The organism is Stenotrophomonas maltophilia (assembly GCF_002799245.1).
In the GTDB taxonomy this organism is placed as follows: domain Bacteria; phylum Pseudomonadota; class Gammaproteobacteria; order Xanthomonadales; family Xanthomonadaceae; genus Stenotrophomonas; species Stenotrophomonas maltophilia_S.
Genome location: NZ_NEQV01000005.1, coordinates 250,027 through 270,368 on the forward strand (window position 1 = coordinate 250,027; position 20,342 = coordinate 270,368).

General features: G+C 65.8%; 20 protein-coding genes. 12 read left to right on the forward strand and 8 right to left on the reverse strand.

Features of this window, described 5'->3' with window-relative positions; genetic code table 11:
* Window positions 1–3 precede the first annotated feature (3 nt).
* The 5 genes from B9Y64_RS16080 to ykgO form a co-directional block, all read right to left on the reverse strand.
* A complete protein-coding gene (locus tag B9Y64_RS16080; protein WP_100441566.1) occupies window positions 4–534 on the reverse strand; it encodes a GNAT family N-acetyltransferase in 531 nt (176 codons plus the stop codon).
* 14 nt (window positions 535–548) lie between these two features.
* Window positions 549–1,436 (reverse strand): carbon-nitrogen hydrolase, encoded by an 888-nt coding sequence (locus B9Y64_RS16085; protein WP_008267821.1) that lies wholly within the window; start codon window positions 1,434–1,436, stop codon window positions 549–551.
* Between the two features lie 190 nt (window positions 1,437–1,626).
* Complete coding sequence (locus B9Y64_RS16090) at window positions 1,627–2,664, reverse strand: agmatine deiminase family protein (protein WP_100441567.1); 1,038 nt, start codon at window positions 2,662–2,664, stop codon at window positions 1,627–1,629.
* A 39-nt stretch (window positions 2,665–2,703) separates the two neighbouring features.
* Window positions 2,704–3,003 carry a hypothetical protein gene (locus B9Y64_RS16095; protein WP_406752860.1) on the reverse strand — a complete coding sequence of 100 codons (300 nt, stop codon included), beginning with the start codon at window positions 3,001–3,003 and terminating at the stop codon, window positions 2,704–2,706.
* A gap of 175 nt (window positions 3,004–3,178) precedes the next feature.
* The gene (ykgO, locus tag B9Y64_RS16100) at window positions 3,179–3,304 is read right to left on the reverse strand and encodes a type B 50S ribosomal protein L36 (protein ID WP_005409283.1); all 126 of its coding nucleotides are present in this window, start codon (window positions 3,302–3,304) and stop codon (window positions 3,179–3,181) included.
* A gap of 197 nt (window positions 3,305–3,501) precedes the next feature.
* On the opposite strand from ykgO, the gene cmk reads away from it, so the two are divergent.
* The 8 genes from cmk to galU all read left to right on the forward strand — a co-directional run bounded on the left by cmk (window position 3,502) and on the right by galU (window position 11,789).
* Window positions 3,502–4,179: a (d)CMP kinase gene (gene cmk / locus B9Y64_RS16105; protein WP_014036894.1), complete on the forward strand. Its 678-nt coding sequence runs from the start codon at window positions 3,502–3,504 to the stop codon at window positions 4,177–4,179.
* Window positions 4,180–4,377: 198 nt separating this feature from the next.
* The gene (gene rpsA, locus B9Y64_RS16110; RefSeq protein ID WP_005416230.1) at window positions 4,378–6,063 is read left to right on the forward strand and encodes a 30S ribosomal protein S1; all 1,686 of its coding nucleotides are present in this window, start codon (window positions 4,378–4,380) and stop codon (window positions 6,061–6,063) included.
* Window positions 6,064–6,151: 88 nt separating this feature from the next.
* Window positions 6,152–6,457 carry an integration host factor subunit beta gene (locus tag B9Y64_RS16115; RefSeq protein WP_005409286.1) on the forward strand — a complete coding sequence of 102 codons (306 nt, stop codon included), beginning with the start codon at window positions 6,152–6,154 and terminating at the stop codon, window positions 6,455–6,457.
* A gap of 77 nt (window positions 6,458–6,534) precedes the next feature.
* Window positions 6,535–6,819 (forward strand): lipopolysaccharide assembly protein LapA domain-containing protein, encoded by a 285-nt coding sequence (locus tag B9Y64_RS16120; protein ID WP_014036895.1) that lies wholly within the window; start codon window positions 6,535–6,537, stop codon window positions 6,817–6,819.
* Between the two features lie 6 nt (window positions 6,820–6,825).
* On the forward strand, window positions 6,826–8,004 hold the full coding sequence (lapB, locus tag B9Y64_RS16125; protein ID WP_005416232.1) for a lipopolysaccharide assembly protein LapB: 1,179 nt from the start codon (window positions 6,826–6,828) through the stop codon (window positions 8,002–8,004).
* Between the two features lie 3 nt (window positions 8,005–8,007).
* Window positions 8,008–8,997 carry an MraY family glycosyltransferase gene (locus B9Y64_RS16130; protein ID WP_100441569.1) on the forward strand — a complete coding sequence of 330 codons (990 nt, stop codon included), beginning with the start codon at window positions 8,008–8,010 and terminating at the stop codon, window positions 8,995–8,997.
* Window positions 8,998–9,000: 3 nt separating this feature from the next.
* Entirely contained in the window at window positions 9,001–10,914 is a 1,914-nt protein-coding gene (locus B9Y64_RS16135) for a polysaccharide biosynthesis protein (protein WP_100441570.1), read from the forward strand.
* The gene (gene galU / locus B9Y64_RS16140) at window positions 10,911–11,789 is read left to right on the forward strand and encodes a UTP--glucose-1-phosphate uridylyltransferase GalU (protein WP_100441571.1); all 879 of its coding nucleotides are present in this window, start codon (window positions 10,911–10,913) and stop codon (window positions 11,787–11,789) included. The genes B9Y64_RS16135 and galU overlap by 4 nt, the downstream gene beginning before the upstream one ends.
* 474 nt (window positions 11,790–12,263) lie before the next feature.
* Here the strand turns inward: galU and B9Y64_RS16145 are convergent, their stop codons facing one another.
* The 3 genes from B9Y64_RS16145 to B9Y64_RS16155 form a co-directional block, all read right to left on the reverse strand.
* Window positions 12,264–13,472, reverse strand: coding sequence for an acetyl-CoA C-acyltransferase (locus tag B9Y64_RS16145; RefSeq protein ID WP_100441572.1), 1,209 nt, complete (start codon window positions 13,470–13,472; stop codon window positions 12,264–12,266).
* Window positions 13,473–13,563: 91 nt separating this feature from the next.
* Window positions 13,564–15,936, reverse strand: a complete 2,373-nt coding sequence (locus B9Y64_RS16150) for a 3-hydroxyacyl-CoA dehydrogenase/enoyl-CoA hydratase family protein (protein WP_100441573.1) — start codon at window positions 15,934–15,936, stop codon at window positions 13,564–13,566.
* 39 nt (window positions 15,937–15,975) lie between these two features.
* Complete coding sequence (locus B9Y64_RS16155) at window positions 15,976–16,629, reverse strand: TetR/AcrR family transcriptional regulator (protein WP_014646856.1); 654 nt, start codon at window positions 16,627–16,629, stop codon at window positions 15,976–15,978.
* 372 nt (window positions 16,630–17,001) lie between these two features.
* On the opposite strand from B9Y64_RS16155, the gene ndk reads away from it, so the two are divergent.
* The 4 genes from ndk to B9Y64_RS16175 are packed head-to-tail and all read left to right on the forward strand — an operon-like array spanning window position 17,002 to window position 20,306.
* The gene (gene ndk, locus B9Y64_RS16160) at window positions 17,002–17,427 is read left to right on the forward strand and encodes a nucleoside-diphosphate kinase (RefSeq protein WP_008265389.1); all 426 of its coding nucleotides are present in this window, start codon (window positions 17,002–17,004) and stop codon (window positions 17,425–17,427) included.
* 10 nt (window positions 17,428–17,437) lie between these two features.
* Window positions 17,438–18,643, forward strand: a complete 1,206-nt coding sequence (gene rlmN / locus B9Y64_RS16165) for a 23S rRNA (adenine(2503)-C(2))-methyltransferase RlmN (protein WP_100441574.1) — start codon at window positions 17,438–17,440, stop codon at window positions 18,641–18,643.
* Complete coding sequence (gene pilW, locus B9Y64_RS16170; protein WP_100441575.1) at window positions 18,630–19,415, forward strand: type IV pilus biogenesis/stability protein PilW; 786 nt, start codon at window positions 18,630–18,632, stop codon at window positions 19,413–19,415. Before rlmN ends, pilW begins: the two co-directional genes overlap by 14 nt.
* A gap of 18 nt (window positions 19,416–19,433) precedes the next feature.
* Window positions 19,434–20,306 carry a RodZ domain-containing protein gene (locus B9Y64_RS16175; RefSeq protein ID WP_100441576.1) on the forward strand — a complete coding sequence of 291 codons (873 nt, stop codon included), beginning with the start codon at window positions 19,434–19,436 and terminating at the stop codon, window positions 20,304–20,306.
* Window positions 20,307–20,342 lie beyond the last annotated feature (36 nt).

The following is a 20,342-nucleotide window of genomic DNA, read 5'->3' on the forward strand; positions in this document are numbered from 1 at the left end:
GATTCATTCATTGGAAGGTGCGGTGTCGGCGCCGTCGCCGAGCGCGCGCTGCATCTGCACGGTATCCAGCCAGCGGCCATGCTTGCGGCCGAGGCCACGGAACACGCCGACCAGCTCGAAGCCGAAGCGTTCGTGCAGCTTGATCGACGCGGTGTTGGTCGGTTCGCCGATCACCGCCACCATCTGCCGGTAGCCGCGTGCCACGCAGGCATCGATCAGGGCCTGCAGGAGGCCGGTGCCGACGCCTTTGCCTTGGAACGCGGCATCGACGTAGACCGAGTTCTCCACGGTCCACTGGTAAGCGACGCGGGTGCGGTAGGTGTTGGCGTAGGCATAGCCCGCCACCTGGCCGTCGATCTCGGCGACCAGGTAGGGGAAGCCACGGTCGATGATGTCACGCATGCGGCGCAGCATCTCCGACGTGTCGGGGATGTCGTACTCGTAGGTGTTGACGAAGTCGGTCACTTCCACCGCGTAGATCGCGGTGATCGCATCGATGTCGGCAGGGCCGGCATCACGGATGAGGACGGCCATGCGCGGGCTCCGGCTCAGTCGATGTAGCGCTTGAGCAGGTCGCCGTAGGCATCGATGCGGCGATCACGCAGGAACGGCCAGATGCGGCGCACATGCTCGCTGCGCTGCAGGTCGACGTCGCACAGCAGCACGGTGGCCTCGGTGCCGGCTTCGGCCAGGAACTCGCCCTGCGGGCCGAGCACGTGGCTGTTGCCCCAGAACTGGATGCCCGACGCGCCCAGCGGCGAGGCCTCGTGGCCGACGCGGTTGCAGCTCAGCACCGGCAGGCCGTTGGCCACGGCATGGCCGCGGTGGCTCAGTACCCAGGCATCGCGCTGGCGGGTCTTCTCGTCCTGCACGTCGTCCGGGTCCCAGCCGATCGCGGTCGGGTACAGCAGCAGCTCGGCGCCGGCCAGCGCCATCAGGCGCGCCGCTTCCGGGTACCACTGGTCCCAGCACACCAGCACGCCCAGGCGGCCCACCGAGGTATCGATCGGCGTGAAGCCGATGTCGCCCGGGGTGAAGTAGAACTTCTCGTAGAAGCCCGGGTCATCCGGGATATGCATCTTGCGGTACTTGCCGAGCAGCGTGCCGTCCTTCTCGAACACCACGGCGGTGTTGTGGTACAGGCCGGCAGCGCGGCGCTCGAACAGCGAGCCGACCAGCACCACGCCATGCTTCTTCGCCAGCGCGCCAAGACGCTCGGTGCTCGGGCCCGGAATCGGCTCGGCCAGGTCGAACTCGTCCACCGATTCGTGCTGGCAGAAGTACGGACCGTTATGCAGTTCCTGCAGCAGTACCAGCTTGGCACCCTGTGCAGCCGCCTCGGCCACGCGTGCTTCGATCACCGCCAGGTTGGCGGCGGCATCACCGTGGTTGCGCTCCTGGATCAGGGCGACGGTAAGGGGGCTGCGCGAGTTCATGCGGGGCGTTCCTGCGGGGGAAAACCTGCATGTTAGCGCGGATGGGCGGCGACGGCGTGTCGTGTGCTGAATGGCCGGTGTTGTAGAGCCGAACCCATGCTCGGCTGCGTTCTGCTCCGGACGTGCGAACGGCCAGCCGAGCGTGGGCTCGGCTCTACAGGAGCCGCCGGGCAGGGCCCGGCGTCATCCATTACGCCTTCAACAACCCTGCCGGCAGCTGCATGGTGATGCAGTGCAGGCTGCCGTTCTGCCAGATCAGCGAGCGGCAGGGCACCTGCACGATCTCGCGACCCGGGTGCGCCTGTGCCAGCACGTCGCGGGCCAGGTCATCGGCCGGATCGCCATAGGCCGGCATCAGCACCGCGCCGTTGACGATCAGGTAATTGGCGTACGAGGCGGCCAGGCGGCGGCCTTCGTCGATCACCGGCTGTGCCCATGGCAGCGGGAACAGGCGGTACGGCTGGCCATCCCGGGTGCGCAGCGCGGCCAGCTCATTGCCCATCGCCTGCAGTTCGGCGTAGTGCGAGTCGCTCTCGTCGTCGCAGGCCTGGTAGACGATGCTGTCAGCCGAGGCGAAGCGGGCGAGGGTATCGATATGGGCGTCGGTGTCGTCGCCTTCCAGGTAGCCGTGGTCCAGCCACAGCACGCGGTCCTGCTGCAGCCAGTCGGCCAGGTCGGCGCTCAGGCTGGCGCGGTCGCGATCCGGATGGCGCTCGTGCAGGCACTTCCAGGTGGTCAGCAGGGTGCCTTCGCCGTCGGTCTCGATGCCGCCGCCTTCCAGCGCGAACGGAATGCTGCGCACCGGCGCATCGTTGAACACGCCGGCCTGGTCGAGCACGCCCACCAGCTGGTCATCCAGGGTGGCGTCGAACTTGCCGCCCCACCCGGTGAAGCGGAAATCCAGCAGCTGGAAGCCGCCGTCGGCACGGCGCAGGGTGATCGGGCCGGAGTCGCGCAGCCAGGTATCGTCGTAGGCCGCCGTGGTGAAGTGGACCTTGTCCATGTCGATGCGGTTGGAGCGCAGCCGCATCTCGGCATAGGTCTCCACATCATCGTCGGCCACGCAGATCAGCACCGGCTGGAAGCGGGTGATGGCCGCGACCAGGGCGATGTAGGTCTCTTCCACCTGGCCCAGGCGGTCAGCCCAGTCGGTGTCGGCGGTGGGCCAGGCAATCAGGACGCCGCTCTGGGCTTCCCACTCGGCAGGAAAACGAAGGGTCTGGTTCATGGTCTCGCTACACAGGCCCGCCCACGGCGGGTGATGGGATCAACGGATCGGCGGTTTCGGGCCGATTTCGTTCGGGTCCGCCTGGTTGGCCACCACGTTGATCACCTTCTGCTTCTCGAAGTAGACGGTGAACTGCGGGTACACCCAGCGGTTGATGGTCGGCCACTGCCGCTTCTGCCCGCCCCGTGGCTGCAGCTGCTCGTTGGGCGCGCCGAACTGCGCCTGCACCTGCTGCATGCTCTGGCCGCGCACGGGCAGGGCACCGGCCGGCTTCTCGCGGGCGCGGTCGACAAGCAGGGTATCGGCGAGTGCCGGCGTGGCGGCGGCCAGGGTGGCCATCACGGCCAGGGCGGACAGGTAACGCTTCATCTCGATCTACTCCCCAGTGGTCAAGAAAGGCGATTACAGCAAAAACGGCGGGAAAAAGCCGCATAAACAAAAAACCGCCCGAAGGCGGTTTCTTGCATCGGGTCGGCCCCGCGTAGGGCCAGCCGCAGCCGGGAGGCTGTGAGGCTTAGCGCTGACGCGCCTTGAAACGCGGGTTCGACTTGCAGATGACGAAGATCTTGCCACGACGACGCACGACCTTGCAGTCACGGTGACGGGCCTTCGCCGACTTCAGGGAGGACAGGACTTTCATGGCATACCTCGGCGTAAACAGTAGTTGTTCGGGTGGAGCGTGGCCGCGATATGCGAAAGACAATCGGCAGTTGACGCTCGTTCAAGCCCGCCATTCTACCGGGCTTTTCCTCGTGGTTTCAAGTGGTTGCACAAAAGATCCCGCTGGGGGCGTCTGGCAGGGGCTAGAATGGCCTCTTCACACGCTCTGGGACCCCCATGAATCCACTCGCTCCCGTCCTGACCATCGACGGCCCATCCGGGGCCGGCAAGGGTACCATCAGCCGCATCATCGCGCGCAGGATGGGCTGGCATTACCTGGATTCGGGCGCGCTGTACCGGGCGGTGGGCGTGGCCGCAAGCTGGGCCGACATCGACACCTCCGACGCCTCGGCGCTGGTCCGTTGTACGTTCGACACCCACGTTCAGTTTGTCGAGCAGGGCGATGCCATGCGGGTCATGGTCAATGGCACCGATGCCACCGACGAGCTGCGCCTGGAGACCACCGGTGCGCTGGCCTCGGCCATTGCCGCCATTCCCGAGGTCCGGGCCGCCCTGAAGGAGCGCCAGCGCGCATTCAGGGAGCTGCCAGGCCTGGTCGCCGACGGTCGCGACATGGGTACGGTGATCTTCCCGGACGCCTCCTACAAGGTCTTCCTGACCGCCAGTGCCGAGGAGCGCGCCGAGCGCCGGCATAAGCAGTTGAAAGACAAGGGGGTTTCTGTTAACTTTGATGACCTCCTGCGCGAGATCATGGCCCGCGACGCCCGTGATGCTCAGCGTACCGTGGCGCCCCTGAAGCCGGCAGACGATGCTGTCCTCATCGACACCACAGGCATCGGCATCGATGATGTCGTTGCCCGAGTGATGGATCTGCTTCCGGTTCCGGCTGCCTGATCCGTTCGCGCGGGAGCACTGCCAGCAGCATCGGCGGTGGTCGCGCATAGCAGTGCTGTACCAGCTCCGTCGCGCAATGATGCGTGGCGGTTTTCCTACTACACACGACCTGCGTTTCCGGGGTCGACCAACAGGCGGGCGGTCGCCATTCCCCTGAAGGGGACGCCACCGACCCATGTGTCCAACAGAGTAAATCTAATGACCGAATCATTTGCCGAACTGTTTGAAGCCAGCCAGGCCAACCTGGCCAAGCTGAAGCCGGGCGCCATCGTCAGCGGTACCGTTGTTGAAGTCCGCGGCGACGTCGTGGTGATCAACGCTGGCCTGAAGTCCGAAGGCATCGTGCCGATCGAACAGTTCCGTAACGACGCTGGCGAAATCGACGTCGCCGAAGGCGACATCGTCAAGGTCGCCCTCGACTCGATCGAGAACGGCTTCGGCGAAACCGTCCTGTCGCGCGAGAAGGCCAAGCGCGCGATGGTGTGGGACGAGCTGGAAGAAGCGTTGGAAAAGAACGAAACCATCACCGGCCGCATCAGCGGCAAGGTCAAGGGTGGTTTCACCGTGGACATCAAGGATGTCCGCGCCTTCCTGCCGGGTTCCCTGGTCGATGTGCGCCCGGTGCGCGATCCGGCCTACCTGGAAGGCAAGGAGCTCGAGTTCAAGCTCATCAAGCTGGACCGCAAGCGTAACAACGTCGTGGTCTCGCGCCGCGCTGTCGTCGAAAGCGAGCACTCGGAAGAGCGCGAGCAGCTGATGGACAAGCTGCAGGAAGGCGCGATCCTGAAGGGTGTCGTCAAGAACCTGACCGACTACGGCGCATTCGTGGACCTGGGCGGTATCGACGGCCTGCTGCACATCACCGACATGGCGTGGAAGCGCGTGCGTCACCCGTCGGAAGTCGTGAACGTCGGCGACGAGCTGGACGTCCGCGTGCTGAAGTTCGACCGCGAGCGCAACCGCGTTTCGCTGGGCCTGAAGCAGCTGGGCGAGGATCCGTGGGACAACATCGGCCGTCGTTACCCGGCCAACAGCCGCGTCTTCGGCAAGGTCTCCAACGTCACCGATTACGGTGCGTTCGTTGAGATCGAGCCGGGCGTCGAAGGCCTGGTGCACGTCTCCGAGATGGATTGGACCAACAAGAACGTCAACCCGTCCAAGGTTGTCCAGGTTGGTGATGAAGTCGAAGTGATGGTGCTGGACGTCGATGAAGAGCGTCGCCGTATCTCGCTGGGCATGAAGCAGGTTGCCGCCAATCCGTGGGAAACCTTCGCTGCCACCCACAAGAAGGGTGACAAGGTGTCGGGCCAGATCAAGTCGATCACCGACTTCGGCATCTTCATCGGCCTGGACGGCGGCATCGACGGCCTGGTCCACCTGTCCGACATCAGCTGGAACACCACCGGCGAAGACGTCGTTCGCAACTTCAAGAAGGGCGATACCCTGGACGCCGTCGTCCTGGCTGTCGATCCGGAGCGCGAGCGCATCTCCCTGGGCGTGAAGCAGCTGGAGCAGGATCCGTTCGGCCAGTACATGGCTGCCAATCCGAAGGGCTCCAAGGTCGAAGGCGTGGTGAAGGAAGTCGACGCCAAGGGCGCGATCATCGAGCTGGCTGACGGCATCGAAGGTTACGTCTCGGCACGCGACATCGCCAACGAGCGCGTTGACGACGCCACCCAGCACCTGAAGGTCGGCGACAAGGTCGAAGCCAAGTTCGTGGGCATGGACCGCAAGGGCCGTACCCTGCAGCTGTCGATCAAGGCCAAGGACGACGCGGAAATGCGCGAAGTGCTGGAGGAATACCAGTCCTCTTCGGCTTCCAGCGGCACCACCCAGCTGGGCGCGCTGCTGCGTGCACAGCTGAACGGCAACAAGTCCGAGTAATCGGCCTTACGCTGTTCGTTGTTTCCTGGACGGCCCGGGCTTCTGCCCGGGCCGTTTCAGACTGAGATGCCCCTGATGTGAGCCGGTAATGACCAAATCCGAACTGATCGAAATCCTTGCGCGCCGCCAGGCGCACCTGAAGGCCGATGATGTCGATCTGGCGGTGAAGTCGTTGCTGGAAATGATGGGCGGATCGCTGTCCGCCGGGGATCGCATCGAAATCCGTGGTTTTGGCAGCTTCTCGCTGCACTATCGTCCGCCGCGCCTGGGTCGCAACCCGAAGACCGGCGAATCGGTTGCCCTGCCGGGCAAGCATGTCCCCCATTTCAAGCCGGGCAAGGAACTGCGCGAGCGGGTCAGCAGTGTGCTGCCGCTGGACGCCGATCCGGCCTGAGCCTTCCGTCGCGCCACCGCGTGCGAATCCAGCCGCGAGTCGGATAAGCTACGGACTCCTGCCACTGGAGCTGTCGCATGAAGGTTTTTCGTCTGCTGGTCCTGCTGGCGGTGCTGATCCTTGGATTGATCATCGGTGCGGTCAACATGACCGCGATGTCGATCAACCTGCTGTTTACCCAGCTGCACACCTCGGTGGGCGTGGCCCTGATCGCCGCGCTGCTGGTCGGTGTCGTGGTCGGTGCCGGGCTGGTGCTGGTGAGCGTGGTCATTCCGCTCTACGGCCAGCTGCGCCGTGCCAACAAGTCCGCTGTCGCTTCGCCGGCACCGGTTGCTTCCCCCCAATCTTTTGATGGACGTTGATCGAAGATGGATTTCGTCACCGAGTGGTTCTGGTTCTTCCTGTTCGTTCCGCTGGCCGCACTGGCCGGGTGGGTGATCGGACGGCGTGGTGGTCAACGCCACGGTGACAGCCAGGTCAGCCGCCTGTCGAGCACCTATTTCCGTGGCCTGAACTACCTGCTCAACGAGCAGCCGGACAAGGCCATCGAGCTGTTCCTGCACATCGCCGAGCTGGACAAGGAAACCTTCGAGACCCAGGTCGCGCTGGGTCATCTGTTCCGCCGCCGTGGCGAAGTGGACCGCGCCATCCGCTTGCACCAGGGTCTGGTCAATCGCCATGACCTGAGTGACGCGCAGCGCGTGCAGGCCCTGCTGGCCCTGGGCGAGGACTACATGAAATCCGGCCTGCTGGACCGTGCCGAGACCGTGTTCACCGAGCTGGCGCAGCTGGATCAGCGCGCCCCGCAGGCGCTCAAGCACCTGATCGGCATCTACCAGGCCGAGCGCGACTGGGAAAAGGCGATCGACAACGCCACCCGTTTCGAGGACGTCACCGGCGAGCCGATGGGCAAGCTGATCGGGCAGTTCGAATGCGAACTGGCCGAGCGGTTCCGTGGCGCCGGCAAGCTGGAAGAGGCGAGGGCAGCGATCGCCCGCGCCTACCAGGCCGATGCGATGTCGGTGCGCGCCGGCATCATCGAGGGCCGGCTGGAAACCGACGCGGGCAACCCGGAGGCCGCCGTGCGCGCCTTCGAGCGCGCCGCGCGCAACGACCCCGAATACCTGCCGGAACTGCTGCCGGCGCTGATGCAGAACTATCGCAAGGTCGGCGATCTGGCAGGCGCGCGCGCGTTCCTGTCGGAGATGACCGAGCATTACCGCGGCATCGCCCCGGTGCTGGCGCTGACCCGGCTGATGGAAGAGCAGGAGGGCGTGGCTCCGGCCCGTGCCTACCTCGGTCGCCAGCTCAAGGATCGCCCGTCGGTGCGTGGCGAGTCCGCGCTGATCGACCTGACCCTCGCCGAGGGCGCTGATTCCACCGCCACCCTGCATGACCTCAAGCACATCACCGACCAGCTGCTGGTGCGCAACCCGGCCTATCGCTGCACCCGCTGCGGCTTCGGTGCACGTACCCACCACTGGCAGTGCCCGAGCTGCAAGGAGTGGGGAACGGTCAAGCCGCTGCTGAACTACGCGGTGCTCTGATCCATGCCCTGGCTTGTGATGGGCGCGCTGCTGGGGCTCGCCCTGCTGAGTGCGTTGCTGACCTGGGCAGCGCGGGGCTATGCACTGCGCCAGCAGTTGATGGACCAGCCCGGCGAGCGCCGCAGCCATAGCGTCGCCACTCCGCGCGGTGGCGGCATCGCCATCGTCATCAGCCTGCTGGTGACTGCCGGCGTGGCCATGTGGGCCTGGCCGGAAAGCACGCCCAGTGTGCTGGTGGCCAGCCTTGGGCTGGTGCTGGTGGCCGGCATCGGCTGGTGGGACGATCACAAGCCCCTGCCGGCGATGCGTCGCCTGCTGGTGCATTTCATCGCCGCCGCGCTGCTGGCCGGCCTGGTCAAGGTGAATGGTGGCAGTTGGCTGTTGGCCGCGTTGGTGCTGGTGTTCACCGCCTCGCTGATCAACATCTGGAACTTCATGGACGGCATCAATGGCATTGCCGCCAGCCAGGCCGTCGTGGCGATGCTGGGACTGGCGCCGGTGCTGCCCTGGCCGTATTCGCTGGCTGCCGTGGCCCTGGGCCTGGCCTGCCTGGGATTTCTGCCGTTCAACTTCCCCCGCGCCAGGATCTTCATGGGCGATGTCGGCAGTGGCGCGCTGGGGTATGCGGTCGCAGCGGTACTGGCGCTCGCCAGCGTGCGTACCGATATCAACTGGATCCTGCTGCTGGTACCGGTTTCGCCGTTCCTCGTGGACGCGGGCTTCACACTGCTGGCGCGCATCATTTCGGGGCAACGCTGGATGGAACCCCATACCCAGCATGTCTACCAGCGCGCGGTGCAGGCAGGAGCCAGTCACCCCCAGGTGACAGGGATGTACTTTGCTTTGGGCCTGTTCAGTATTACAGTGTTCAATGTCTGCTCCAATCTGCAGCCGAGGTGGGAGGCTGTCGTGGCGATCGCGTGGTTCATCGCGTTGAGCGTCCTCTGGCTCCTCCTGCGCAATGGAATGCGCCACCGACAAGGAACTACCTGACTTATGGCTTCACCCTGGCGGGACAGAATCCTCGGCCTGATGCCGCGTTCAGCCATCGTCTGCCACGACCTCTTCATGGTCTGGGCATGCTGGCAGTTGCTCCATGCAGGGCGTTACTCGATCCTGCCCAACGCCCCGGCGCTACCCCTGTGGAACGTCGATACCACGCTGGTGCTGCTGCTGCAGGGCCTGGTGTTCTGGCGCGTGGGCCTGTATCGCGGGCTGTGGCGGTTCGCCAGCGTCAGTGACCTGCTGAACATCTTCAAGGCCAGCTTCATCGGCATGGTGGCCATCGTCCTGGTGCTGATGTGGAAGCGCTTCGACGGCGTACCGATGTCGGTGCTGGTGATCTATCCGTTCGCGCTGTCGGCACTGCTGGGCGCGCCGCGCCTGCTGTACCGGGCCTGGAAGGACTACCAGGCACTGCAGTCCGATTCCAGCGCCCGCCGCGTGCTGATCCTCGGCGCCGGCCAGGCTGCCGAAACCCTGGTGCGCGACCTGCGCCGTTCCGGCGACTTCGAGCCGGTCGGCCTGCTCGACGATGCACCGCACCTGCGTGGTGCCAAGCTGCAGGGCCTGCCGATCCTCGGCACCCTGGATGACGCGCCGACGGTGGTCCGGGAGACCGCCGCCAAGCTGCTGGTCATCGCCATGCCCTCGCTGGACGCGGCGGGCATGCAGCGCGTCGTTGCGATCTGCGAAAGCACCGGCGTGCCGTTCCGTACCGTGCCCAAGCTCAGTGACATCCTCCAGGGCCAGTCACTGCCGGGCCAGCTGAAGGAAGTGGCGATCGAGGACCTGCTGGGCCGCAAGCCGATCATGCCGGACTGGAACCTGATCCGTGGCTGGCTGGGTGGCCGCACCGTGATGGTCACCGGCGCCGGTGGTTCGATCGGCTCGGAGCTGTGCCGGCAGTGCGCACGGCATGGTGCTGGTCGCATCATCCTGCTGGAGATCAGTGAACTGCTGTTGCTGACCATCGAAGGCGAGCTGCGGCGCAGCTTCCCCGATGTCGAGATCGAGGCGGTACTGGGCGATTGTGGCGACCCGGCGGTGATCCGCCACGCGCTGTCGCTGCACCCGGTCGATACCGCTTTCCATGCGGCCGCCTACAAGCATGTACCGGTGCTGGAACGCCAGCTGCGCGAAGCGGTGCGCAACAACATCCTGGCGACCGAGAACGTCGCCCGCGCATGCCTGGAAGCGCGCGTGGAGCATTTCGTGTTCATCTCCACCGACAAGGCGGTCGACCCGGTCAATGCGCTGGGTGCGAGCAAGCGCTACGCCGAGATGATCTGCCAGAGCCTGGACCAGAAGTCCACGCATACCCGTTTCGTCACCGTGCGCTTCGGCAATGTGCTGGCGTCGGCCGGCAGCGTGGTGCCGCTGTTCCGCGAGCAGATCCTGCGCGGCGGCCCGGTCACGGTCACTGACCCGGAAGTCAGCCGCTACTTCATGACCATCCCCGAGGCCTGCCAGCTGATCCTGCAGGCGGCCGCATCGGCGTCGCATGGTGCGATCTACACCCTGGACATGGGCGAGCCGGTGCCGATCCGCGTGTTGGCCGAACAGATGATCCGCCTGACCGGCAAGCAGCCGTACAAGGACATCCAGATCATCTATACCGGCCTGCGTCCGGGCGAGAAGCTGCACGAGACGCTGTTCTATTCGGACGAAGACTATCGGTCGACGGCGCATCCGAAGATTCTCGAGGCCGGCGTACGTACGTTCTCGCGGGACCTGGTGCTGGGCAACGTGCCGCGCCTGCGTGAGGCGATTGCCGATTACGACACCGCCAGCATCCAGGAAATCCTGTTTGCGACGATGCCGGAGTTCTCGCCAATCGAACAGGATGCTTACATTTCATCCGCTAAAGTCGTGCCTTTTCCGGCACGTGAGGCCAACAGGCACCAATGAGCAAGCGAATTCGCAAAGCAGTTTTTCCGGTGGCAGGCTTGGGGACGCGTTTTTTGCCGGCAACCAAGACTGTGCCGAAGGAGATGCTGCCGATCATTGATCGGCCGCTGATCCAGTACGCCGTGGATGAAGCCATTGAAGCCGGCTGCGACACGCTGGTGTTCATCACCAACCGCTACAAGCACGCGGTCGCCGACTATTTCGACAAGGCCTACGAGCTGGAGCAGAAGCTCGAGCGCGCTGGCAAGCAGGAACAGCTGGAGCTGATCCGCCACGTGCTGCCCAACGGCGTGCGCGCGATCTTCGTGACCCAGGCAGAGGCCCTGGGCCTCGGGCACGCGGTGTTGTGTGCCAAGGCGGTGATCGGTGACGAGCCGTTTGCCGTGCTGCTGCCCGACGACCTGATCTGGAACCGGGGTGCCGGCGCGCTGAAGCAGATGGCCGACCTCAACGAGGCCAGTGGCGCCAGCGTGATCGCGGTCGAAGACGTGCCGCACGAGAAGACCGCCAGCTACGGCATCGTCGCCACCGAGGCATTCGATGGCCGCAAGGGCCGTATTTCGCAGATCGTCGAGAAGCCGAAGCCGGAGGACGCGCCGAGCGACCTGGCCGTGGTGGGCCGCTACGTGTTGAGCCCGAAGATCTTCGACCTGCTGGAACAGACCGGCAGCGGTGCCGGTGGCGAGATCCAGCTGACCGATGCGATCGCGCAGCTGCTGAAGACCGAAGAAGTGGATGCCTATCGTTTCGAAGGCACCCGGTTCGACTGCGGCACGCATCTGGGTCTGGTGGAGGCGACGATCCGCTTTGCGCTGGACAACCCGAAGCTGGCAGGGCCGGCGCGGGAGAAGCTGGCGGCGATGTTGGCGGAGTAAGGGTTTTTCGAGCGTTCCGTTCGCGGCGCTTTGATTGATACGTGATGGGCGGGACGGGTGGGCCTTTGCAGGACACGCCGTAAACCCGTCCATGGGGGCTCGATGGCGCCATCCATGGCGCCAACGGTCCTGCAAAGGCCCACCCGTCCCGCCTGTCGGGTTTCCCGCTGGCGCGGACGGGAAGGGCGGAATCAAGGGCAAGGGCAAAAGCAAAAAAGGCAGCCTATGGCTGCCTTTTTGCGTTGGGGTCAGATCCCTTTGCGCAGCAAAGGGATCTGACCCCGGCTCTTGCCTTGTCTTTGCTCACCCTTCCGCCGCGGGGAGGCTGGAAGGGCCGGGTTGGCAGGGCTGCCTGGGACCGTTGGCGCCATGGATGGCGCCATCGAGCCCCCATGGATGGGTTCACGGCGTGTCCCGGGCAGCCCTGCCAACCCGGCCCACGCCACGAAGCCCAACGAGGCAACGCCTTGAACCTTACAGCGCCTCGAAAATACCCGCTGCGCCCATGCCGGTGCCGATGCACATCGTCACCATGCCGTACTTCTGCTGGCGACGACGCAGGCCGTGCAGCAGGGTGGCGGTACGGATCGCGCCGGTCGCGCCCAGCGGATGGCCCAGGGCGATGGCGCCACCCAGCGGGTTGACCTTGCTCGGGTCCAGGCCGCAATCGCGGATCACCGCCAGCGACTGCGCAGCGAACGCTTCGTTCAGTTCAATCCAGTCCAGCTGGTCCTGGGTCAGGCCGGCCTGCTTCAGGGCCTTCGGGATCGCGGCGATCGGGCCGATGCCCATCACTTCCGGGCGCACGCCGGCCACCGAGAAGCTGACGAAGCGGGCCAGCGGGGTCAGGCCGTAGTCCTTGATCGCCTGCTCCGAGGCCAGCAGCACGGCGCCAGCGCCATCGCTCATCTGCGACGAATTGCCGGCGGTGACGGTGCCGCCGAACTGGCCGTTGCGGAACACCGGGCGCAGCTTGGCCAGGCCTTCAGCGGACGAGTCCGGGCGCGGGCCTTCGTCGGTGTCGGCGATCCTGTTGCGGGTGATGATGCGCTGGCCATCGGCCAGGTCCGGCAGGTGCGAGACGATTTCGTACGGGCTGATCTCGTCCTTGAACTCGCCGTTCTGGATCGCGGCCATGGCCTTCTGGTGCGAGGCCAGGGCGAAGGCATCCTGGTCTTCGCGCGAGACCTTCCACTCTTCAGCGACCTTCTCCGCGGTGATGCCCATGCCGTAGGCGATGGCCACGTGGTCGTTATCGAACACGCTCGGCGCCATGGCGATCTTGTTGCCCATCATCGGCACCATCGACATCGATTCGGTGCCACCGGCCAGCATCAGGTCGGCGTTGCCCAGGCGGATCGCGTCGGCGGCCTGCGCCACGGCCTGCAGGCCGGAAGAGCAGAAGCGGTTCACGGTCTGTGCGGCGATGGTGTTCGGCAGGCCGGCCAGCAGCACGCCAATGCGCGCCACGTTCATGCCCTGCTCGGCTTCCGGCATGGCGCAGCCGATGATCGCGTCATCGATGCGGTTGACGTCCACGCCCGGAGCCTGGGCCACGACGCTGCGCAGCACGTGCGCAAGCATGTCGTCGGGGCGGGTGTTGCGGAACATGCCCTTGGGCGCCTTGCCAACCGGAGTGCGGGTGGCGGCGACGATGTAGGCGTCCTGGATTTGCTTGGTCATTGCAGTGATCTCTCGAATAGGTTTTGTAGAGCCGAGCCATGCTCGGCTGCCACAGCAGGAAGCGCCGGCCTGCGCCGGCACCCACCATCAATCAGTTCCGCAGCGGCTTGCCGGTCTTCAGCATGTGCGCGATGCGGGCCTGGGTCTTTTCCTGCTGGGCCAGTTCGACGAAGTGCTTGCGCTCCAGGGTCAGCAGCCACTCTTCGTCCACCAGGGTGCCGCGGTCGACCTTGCCACCGCACAGCACGGTGGCGATGCGCTCGGCGATCTCGTAGTCGTACGGGCTGATGAAGCGGCCTTCCAGCATGTTGACCAGCATCATCTTGAAGGTGGCGATGCCCACGTCGCCGGCGACCTGGATGCGGCGTGCCGGCAGCGGCGGACGGTAGCCCGCTTCGGCCAGGGCGCGTGCTTCGGCCTTGGCGATGTGCAGGGCCTCGTAGCTGTTGAACACGACCTTGTCGGTGCTGCGCAGCAGGCCCAGCTCCTTGGCGTTGACCGCGGAGTTGGACACCTTGGCCATCGCCACGGTCTCGAAGGTCTTCTTCAGTTCGGCGAACACGTCGCCGCCCGGGCCTGCGGCCTGCGAGGCGCGCACCGCCAGTTCCTTCAGGCCACCACCGGCCGGCAGCAGGCCGACGCCGGCCTCGACCAGGCCGATGTAGCTTTCCAGGAAGGCCACGGTCTTGGCGCTGTGCATCTGGAATTCGCAGCCACCCCCCAGGGCCAGGCCGCGCACCGCCGCCACCACCGGCACCAGCGAGTACTTGATGCGCTGGCTGGTGCGCTGGAAGTTGGCCACCATGTCTTCGAACTGGTCGACCTTGCCGGCCTGCAGCAGGCCCAGCGCGCCGGCCAGATCGGCACCCGCGGAGAAGGGTTCCTTCTGCTGCCAGATCACCAGGCCCTGGAAGTCCTTTTCGGCGCGGCTGACGCATTCCTGCAGGCCGTCCAGCACCTGGTCGGACACGGTGTTCATCTTGGTCTTGAAGCTGACCACGGCGATGCCATCACCGTCGTGCCACATGCGCAGGCCGTCGTTCTCGAACACGGTCTCGCCCGGCGCGAAGGTCTCGCCCAGCAGCGGGTCCGGGAAACGCTGGCGCTGGTACACCGGCAGCGACGAGCGCGGCAGCTTGGCGTTGCGCGACGGGCTGTAGCTGCCTTCGGCGGCATGCACGCCGTCGCGGCCATCGAACACCCAGTCCGGCAGCGGGGCGTTGCTCATGCTCTTGCCGGCGACGATGTCATCGGCGATCCACTGCGCGACCTGCTTCCAGCCGGCGGCCTGCCAGGTTTCGAACGGGCCCAGCGACCAGCCGTAGCCCCAGCGGATGGCCAGGTCGACGTCGCGCGCGGTCTCGGCGATGTCGGCCAGGTGGTAGGCGCTGTAGTGGAACAGATCGCGGAACGTCGCCCACAGGAACTGCGCCTGCGGGTGCTGGCTCTCGCGCAGCTTGGCGAACTTCTCGGCCGGGTTCCTGATCTTCAGGATCTCGACCACTTCCGGAGCGGCGGTGCGGTCAGCCGGGCGATAGTCCTGCTTCTCCAGGTCCAGCACCACGATGTCCTTGCCGACCTTGCGGAAGATGCCGGCGCCGGTCTTCTGGCCCAGCGCGCCCTTGGCGATCAGCGCGTCCAGCCACTTCGGCGACTTGAAGAACGCATGCCACGGATCGCTCGGCAGGGTGTCGCCCATGGTCTTGATGACGTGGGCCATGGTGTCCAGGCCGACCACGTCGGAGGTGCGGTAGGTGGCCGACTTCGGGCGGCCGACCAGCGGGCCGGTCAGGCCGTCCACTTCATCGAAGCCCAGGCCGAACTGCTGGGTGTGGTGGATGGTGGACAGGATCGAGAACACGCCGATGCGGTTGCCGATGAAGTTCGGGGTGTCCTTGGCGTACACCACGCCCTTGCCCAGGGTGGTGACCAGGAACTCTTCCAGGCCTTCCAGCACGGCAGCGTCGGTGGTGGTGGCCGGGATCAGCTCGGCCAGGTGCATGTAGCGCGGCGGGTTGAAGAAGTGCACGCCGCAGAAGCGGTGGCGCAGCTGCTCGGGCAGCACGTCGGCCAGCTTGTTGATGCCCAGGCCCGAGGTGTTCGATGCCAGCACCGCGTGGTCGGCCACGAACGGCGCGATCTTCTTGTACAGGTCCTGCTTCCAGTCCATGCGCTCGGCGATGGCCTCGATGATCAGGTCGCAGTCCTTCAGCTGCTCCAGGCCGGACTCGTAGTTGGCCGGGGTGATGGCTTCGGCCAGCGACTTGCTGGCCAGCGGCGCCGGGCTCAGCTTGCCCAGGTTGGCGATCGCCTTCAGCACGATGCCATCGGCCGGGCCTTCCTTGGCGGGCAGGTCGAACAGCACGGTGTCGACGCCAGCGTTGGTGAGGTGGGCGGCGATCTGGGCACCCATGACGCCGGCACCCAGCACGGCGGCGCGGCGGACTAGCAGGGAATTGGACATGGTGTAGGGCCTTTGTTGGTCAGCAGTTACTGGGTGGAATCAAAGGGAAGCGGGCAGGGCGCTGGCGCGTGCGGCGGCGCGGAACCCGGCTTCGGCGAAATGGATCAGTTCGTGGGCGGCATGGGCACGATGCGCCGCTTCGGTGACACCGGCGGGACGCTTGATCAGCCCGAAGTCGGCCATGGCATAGGTGAGCGAGCCGGCAAGGAAGTCCAGGCGCCAGTACAGCTCTTCCTTGCTCAGGTCGGGCACGCACTCGCCGATGGCCTTGCCGAACGCACGCAGCACATGGCCGTAGTGATCGGACAGGAACTTGCGCAGGTTGTCGTTCTTCTCGGCGTAGGCGCGGGCGATCACGCGCACGAAGGCGCCGCCGTTCTGGCGGTCCTGGGCCAGTGCCAGGGCCGGCTCGACGAAGGCGGCCAGTACCGGGCGCAGCTGCCCGGGGTGTTCGCTGCGGGCGCGTTCGAGCTGCGACAGGCGCGCACCGGTCATCTCGTCCATGCGGCGGCGGAACACTTCGTTGACCAGGTTTTCCTTGGAGCCGAAGTGGTAGTTGACCGCGGCGATGTTGACGTCGGCCTGGCTGGTCACCTGGCGCAGCGAGGTACCGGCGAAGCCGTGCTGAGCGAACAGCTCCTCGGCCGCGCCGAGGATCCGGTCCTTGGTCGAGAAGTGGGCGGGTTTGGCCATCGGCGGGCGGACCTTAATCAAACGATTGTTTGATACTAGGACCAGACGGTAGCGTATGGCATTTTGCAGTGCAGCAAAAACGCCCGGACCGGTCAGAATCCGCTCAGGTGGGTGAATGGGCTCTCCCCTGTAGAGCCGAGCCCGTGCTCGGCTGCTTCCGGCCGGACAGGAGCAGCCGAGCATGGGCTCGGCTCTACGGGTGAAGCGGGGGGCAGAGCCCCCCACGGGCGGCGACCCTGGGCCCTCTACCGCGCGCGATCTTTATCTTTTACAATTCGCCTACGTTTATCAGGCTAAGCCCGCGTCCCGACGCGGGTTTTTTTCATGTTACCCTTCGGGCCATCAGCGGCCCGATTCCATTGGAGACATCCCATGGCGCTGGAGCGCACCCTTTCGATCATCAAGCCGGACGCCGTTGCCAAGAACGTCATCGGCGAAATCTACGCCCGCTTCGAGAAGGCCGGCCTGAAGGTCGTGGCCGCCAAGTACAAGCAGCTGTCGCGCCGTGAAGCCGAAGGCTTCTACGCCGTGCACCGCGAGCGTCCGTTCTTCAACGCGCTGGTCGAGTTCATGATCTCCGGCCCGGTGATGATCCAGGCCCTGGAAGGCGAGAACGCCGTCCTGGCCCACCGCGACCTGCTGGGCGCCACCAACCCGAAGGAAGCCGCTGCGGGCACCATCCGCGCCGACTTCGCCGAATCCATCGATGCCAACGCCGCCCACGGCTCGGACTCGGTCGAGAATGCCGCGATTGAAATCGCCTACTTCTTCGCCGCCACCGAAGTCGTTTCGCGCTGAGAGTAATGCCGTGAACGAGGTCGTACAGTCCCCCGCCATCCAGCCGCTGCCGAAGTCGGCACCCACGGCTGGCAAGCAGAACCTGCTCGACCTCGATCGCGCGGGCCTGGAGAAGTTTTTCGTCGAGGTTCTTGGCGAAAAGAAATTCCGTGCCCATCAGGTGATGAAGTGGATCCACCATCGCTACGTCACCGACTTCGATGAAATGACCGACCTCGGCAAGGTCCTGCGCGCCAAGCTGCAGTCCCATGCCGAGGTCGTTGTCCCCAACATCGTGTTCGACAAGCCCTCCGCCGACGGCACCCACAAGTGGCTGCTGGCGATGGGCGTGGATGGCAAGAACGCCATCGAGACCGTGTACATCCCGGACAAGACCCGTGGCACGCTGTGCGTGTCCTCGCAGGTCGGGTGCGGCCTGAACTGCACGTTCTGCTCCACTGCCACCCAGGGCTTCAACCGCAACCTGACCACCGCCGAGATCATCGGCCAGGTGTGGGTTGCCGCACGCCACCTGGGCAACGTGCCGCACCAGATGCGCCGCCTCACCAACGTGGTGATGATGGGCATGGGCGAGCCGCTGATGAATTTCGACAACGTCGTGCGCGCCATGAGCGTGATGCGCGACGACCTGGGCTATGGCCTGGCCAACAAGCGCGTGACCCTGTCGACCTCCGGCCTGGTGCCGCAGATCGATCGCCTGTCCGCCGAAAGCGACGTGTCGCTGGCCGTTTCCCTGCATGCGCCGAATGACGCACTGCGCGAAACGCTGGTGCCGTTGAACAAGAAGTACCCGATCGCCGAGCTGATGGCCTCGTGCGCACGCTACCTGCGCGCCAACAAGCGCCGCGAATCGGTCACCTTCGAGTACACCCTGATGAAGGGCATCAACGACAAGCCCGAGCATGCCCGCGAACTGGCCCGCCTGATGCACCAGTTCGACAACGCGGTGCAGGCCAGGGACTCGGGCAAGGTCAACCTGATCCCCTTCAACCCGTTCCCGGGCACCCGCTACGAGCGCTCCGAAGAGGCGCATATCCGCGCCTTCCAGAAGATCCTGCTCGACAGCAACGTGCTGACCATGGTCCGCCGCACCCGTGGCGACGACATCGACGCCGCCTGTGGCCAGCTCAAGGGGCAGGTGATGGACCGTACCCGCCGCCAGGCCGAGTTCAACAAGACGCTGCAGGCGGGGAAGGGGAGCGATGCCGCGGCCTGACCGCCTCTGGCTGGTTCTGCTCGCAGGCACGCTGGCTCTCGCGGTCGGCGGCTGCAAATCCCATCCCAAGGCCAAGCTCGGGCCGAGCCAGGCGCCGGTCTATTCGGTGGGTGACCCGGAAAGCGTCCGGCGCGAAGTGCGCTGGCGTGACCTGTTGACCCTGGCGACCCGCGACATGCAGGTCGGCAATCTCGACGCCGCCGAGCGCAAGGTGCGCGAAGCGCTGAAACTGGCGCCCGAGGCGCCCGACGCGCTGGTGCTGCAGGCCGGCATCGATGACCGTCGTGGCCGTACCCGCCAGGCGGGCGAGAATTTCCGCAAGGCCGCCGAGCTGGCGCCGCAGCGCGGAGACGTGCTCAACAACTACGGCGCCTGGCTGTGCCAGCAGGGCCAGCCGGCCGAATCGCTGGTATGGTTCGACCGGGCGTTGCAGGCCCCGGGCTATGCCACCCCGGGCGAAGCGCAGGCCAATGCCGGCAGCTGTGCACTGGACGCCGGACAGCTCGAACGTGCCGAACGCGACCTGCGTGCGGCGCTCGTCGCGGCTCCGGCCAACCCGGTCGCGCTGGAGTCGATGGCCCAGCTGAGCTTCCGCCAGGGCCGCTACATGGAGGCCCGGGCCTTCGCCGAACGTAGGATTGCGGCTGCACCCGCAACGCGTTCCGTGTTACAACTTGCGTCTCAAATCGAAGCGAGGCTGGGCGATCGGGCGGCATCTGATCGTTATCTGCAGCGGATTCGACAGGAATTTCCGCAGGAAGCGGGCTCCTAACTCCAGGGTTGATGCATTGTGATTGATGACCAGACTGTGAGCGCTCTCGAGACTGCGGCCGGCTGCGGCACCCGCCTGCGCCAGGCCCGTGAAGCGGCCGGACTGACCCTCGAAGATGTCGGCTCGCGCCTGCGCATGCCGGTCCAGGTGGTCAAGTCGCTGGAAGAGGAACAATGGCAGAAGCTGGGGGCGCCGGTGTTCGTGCGCGGCCAGCTGCGCAGCTATGCACGCCTGCTCGACGTGGACGTGGGCCAGCTGCTGGAACAGGCCCAGGTCGGCCCGGTGGTTCCGCCCACCCTGGTCAGCCATACCCATACCCCGCGTGCGCGCCGCATTGCCGAGAACCTTGGCCGGCGCGTGCTGTACGTCGGCATCACCGCAGCGCTGGCGGTGCCGGTGTGGTTCGCCACCCGTGGCCACTTCGACGGCAGCGCCACCCCGTCGCCGAGCACCGCCTCGCTGGACGTGGTCCCGGCCGCCGTGCCGGTCACCCCGTCCGCGTCCGGTAGCGAGACGGTCGCGCCGGCCGAAACGGCCCCGGCCCCGGCCAGCAAGCCGGCAGCTACCCCGTACGTGGCCTCGCTGGCCCCGGTGCCGCGCCCGTCGCCGGCCCCGGCGGTTGTCGGCAATGCGCTGGAAATGCAGTTCAGCGGCGACAGCTGGGTCGATATTGGCGGCCCGGACGGCAGCACCGTCGAAAAGGCGCTGATCAAGTCCGGCGAGACCCGCAGCTTCACGCCGGGCCAGGTGACCCGGGTGACCCTGGGCAACGCCTCGGCGGTCCAGGTTCAGCAGAACGGCGCTATCGTCGATCTGACCCCCTACCAGCGAGCCAACGTGGCACGCTTTCAGGTATCCTCTGAAGGCTCCGTAGTCCCGGTTTCGCACTGAGGCGCGGTTTCACCACCTTCGATAATCCCAATGGTC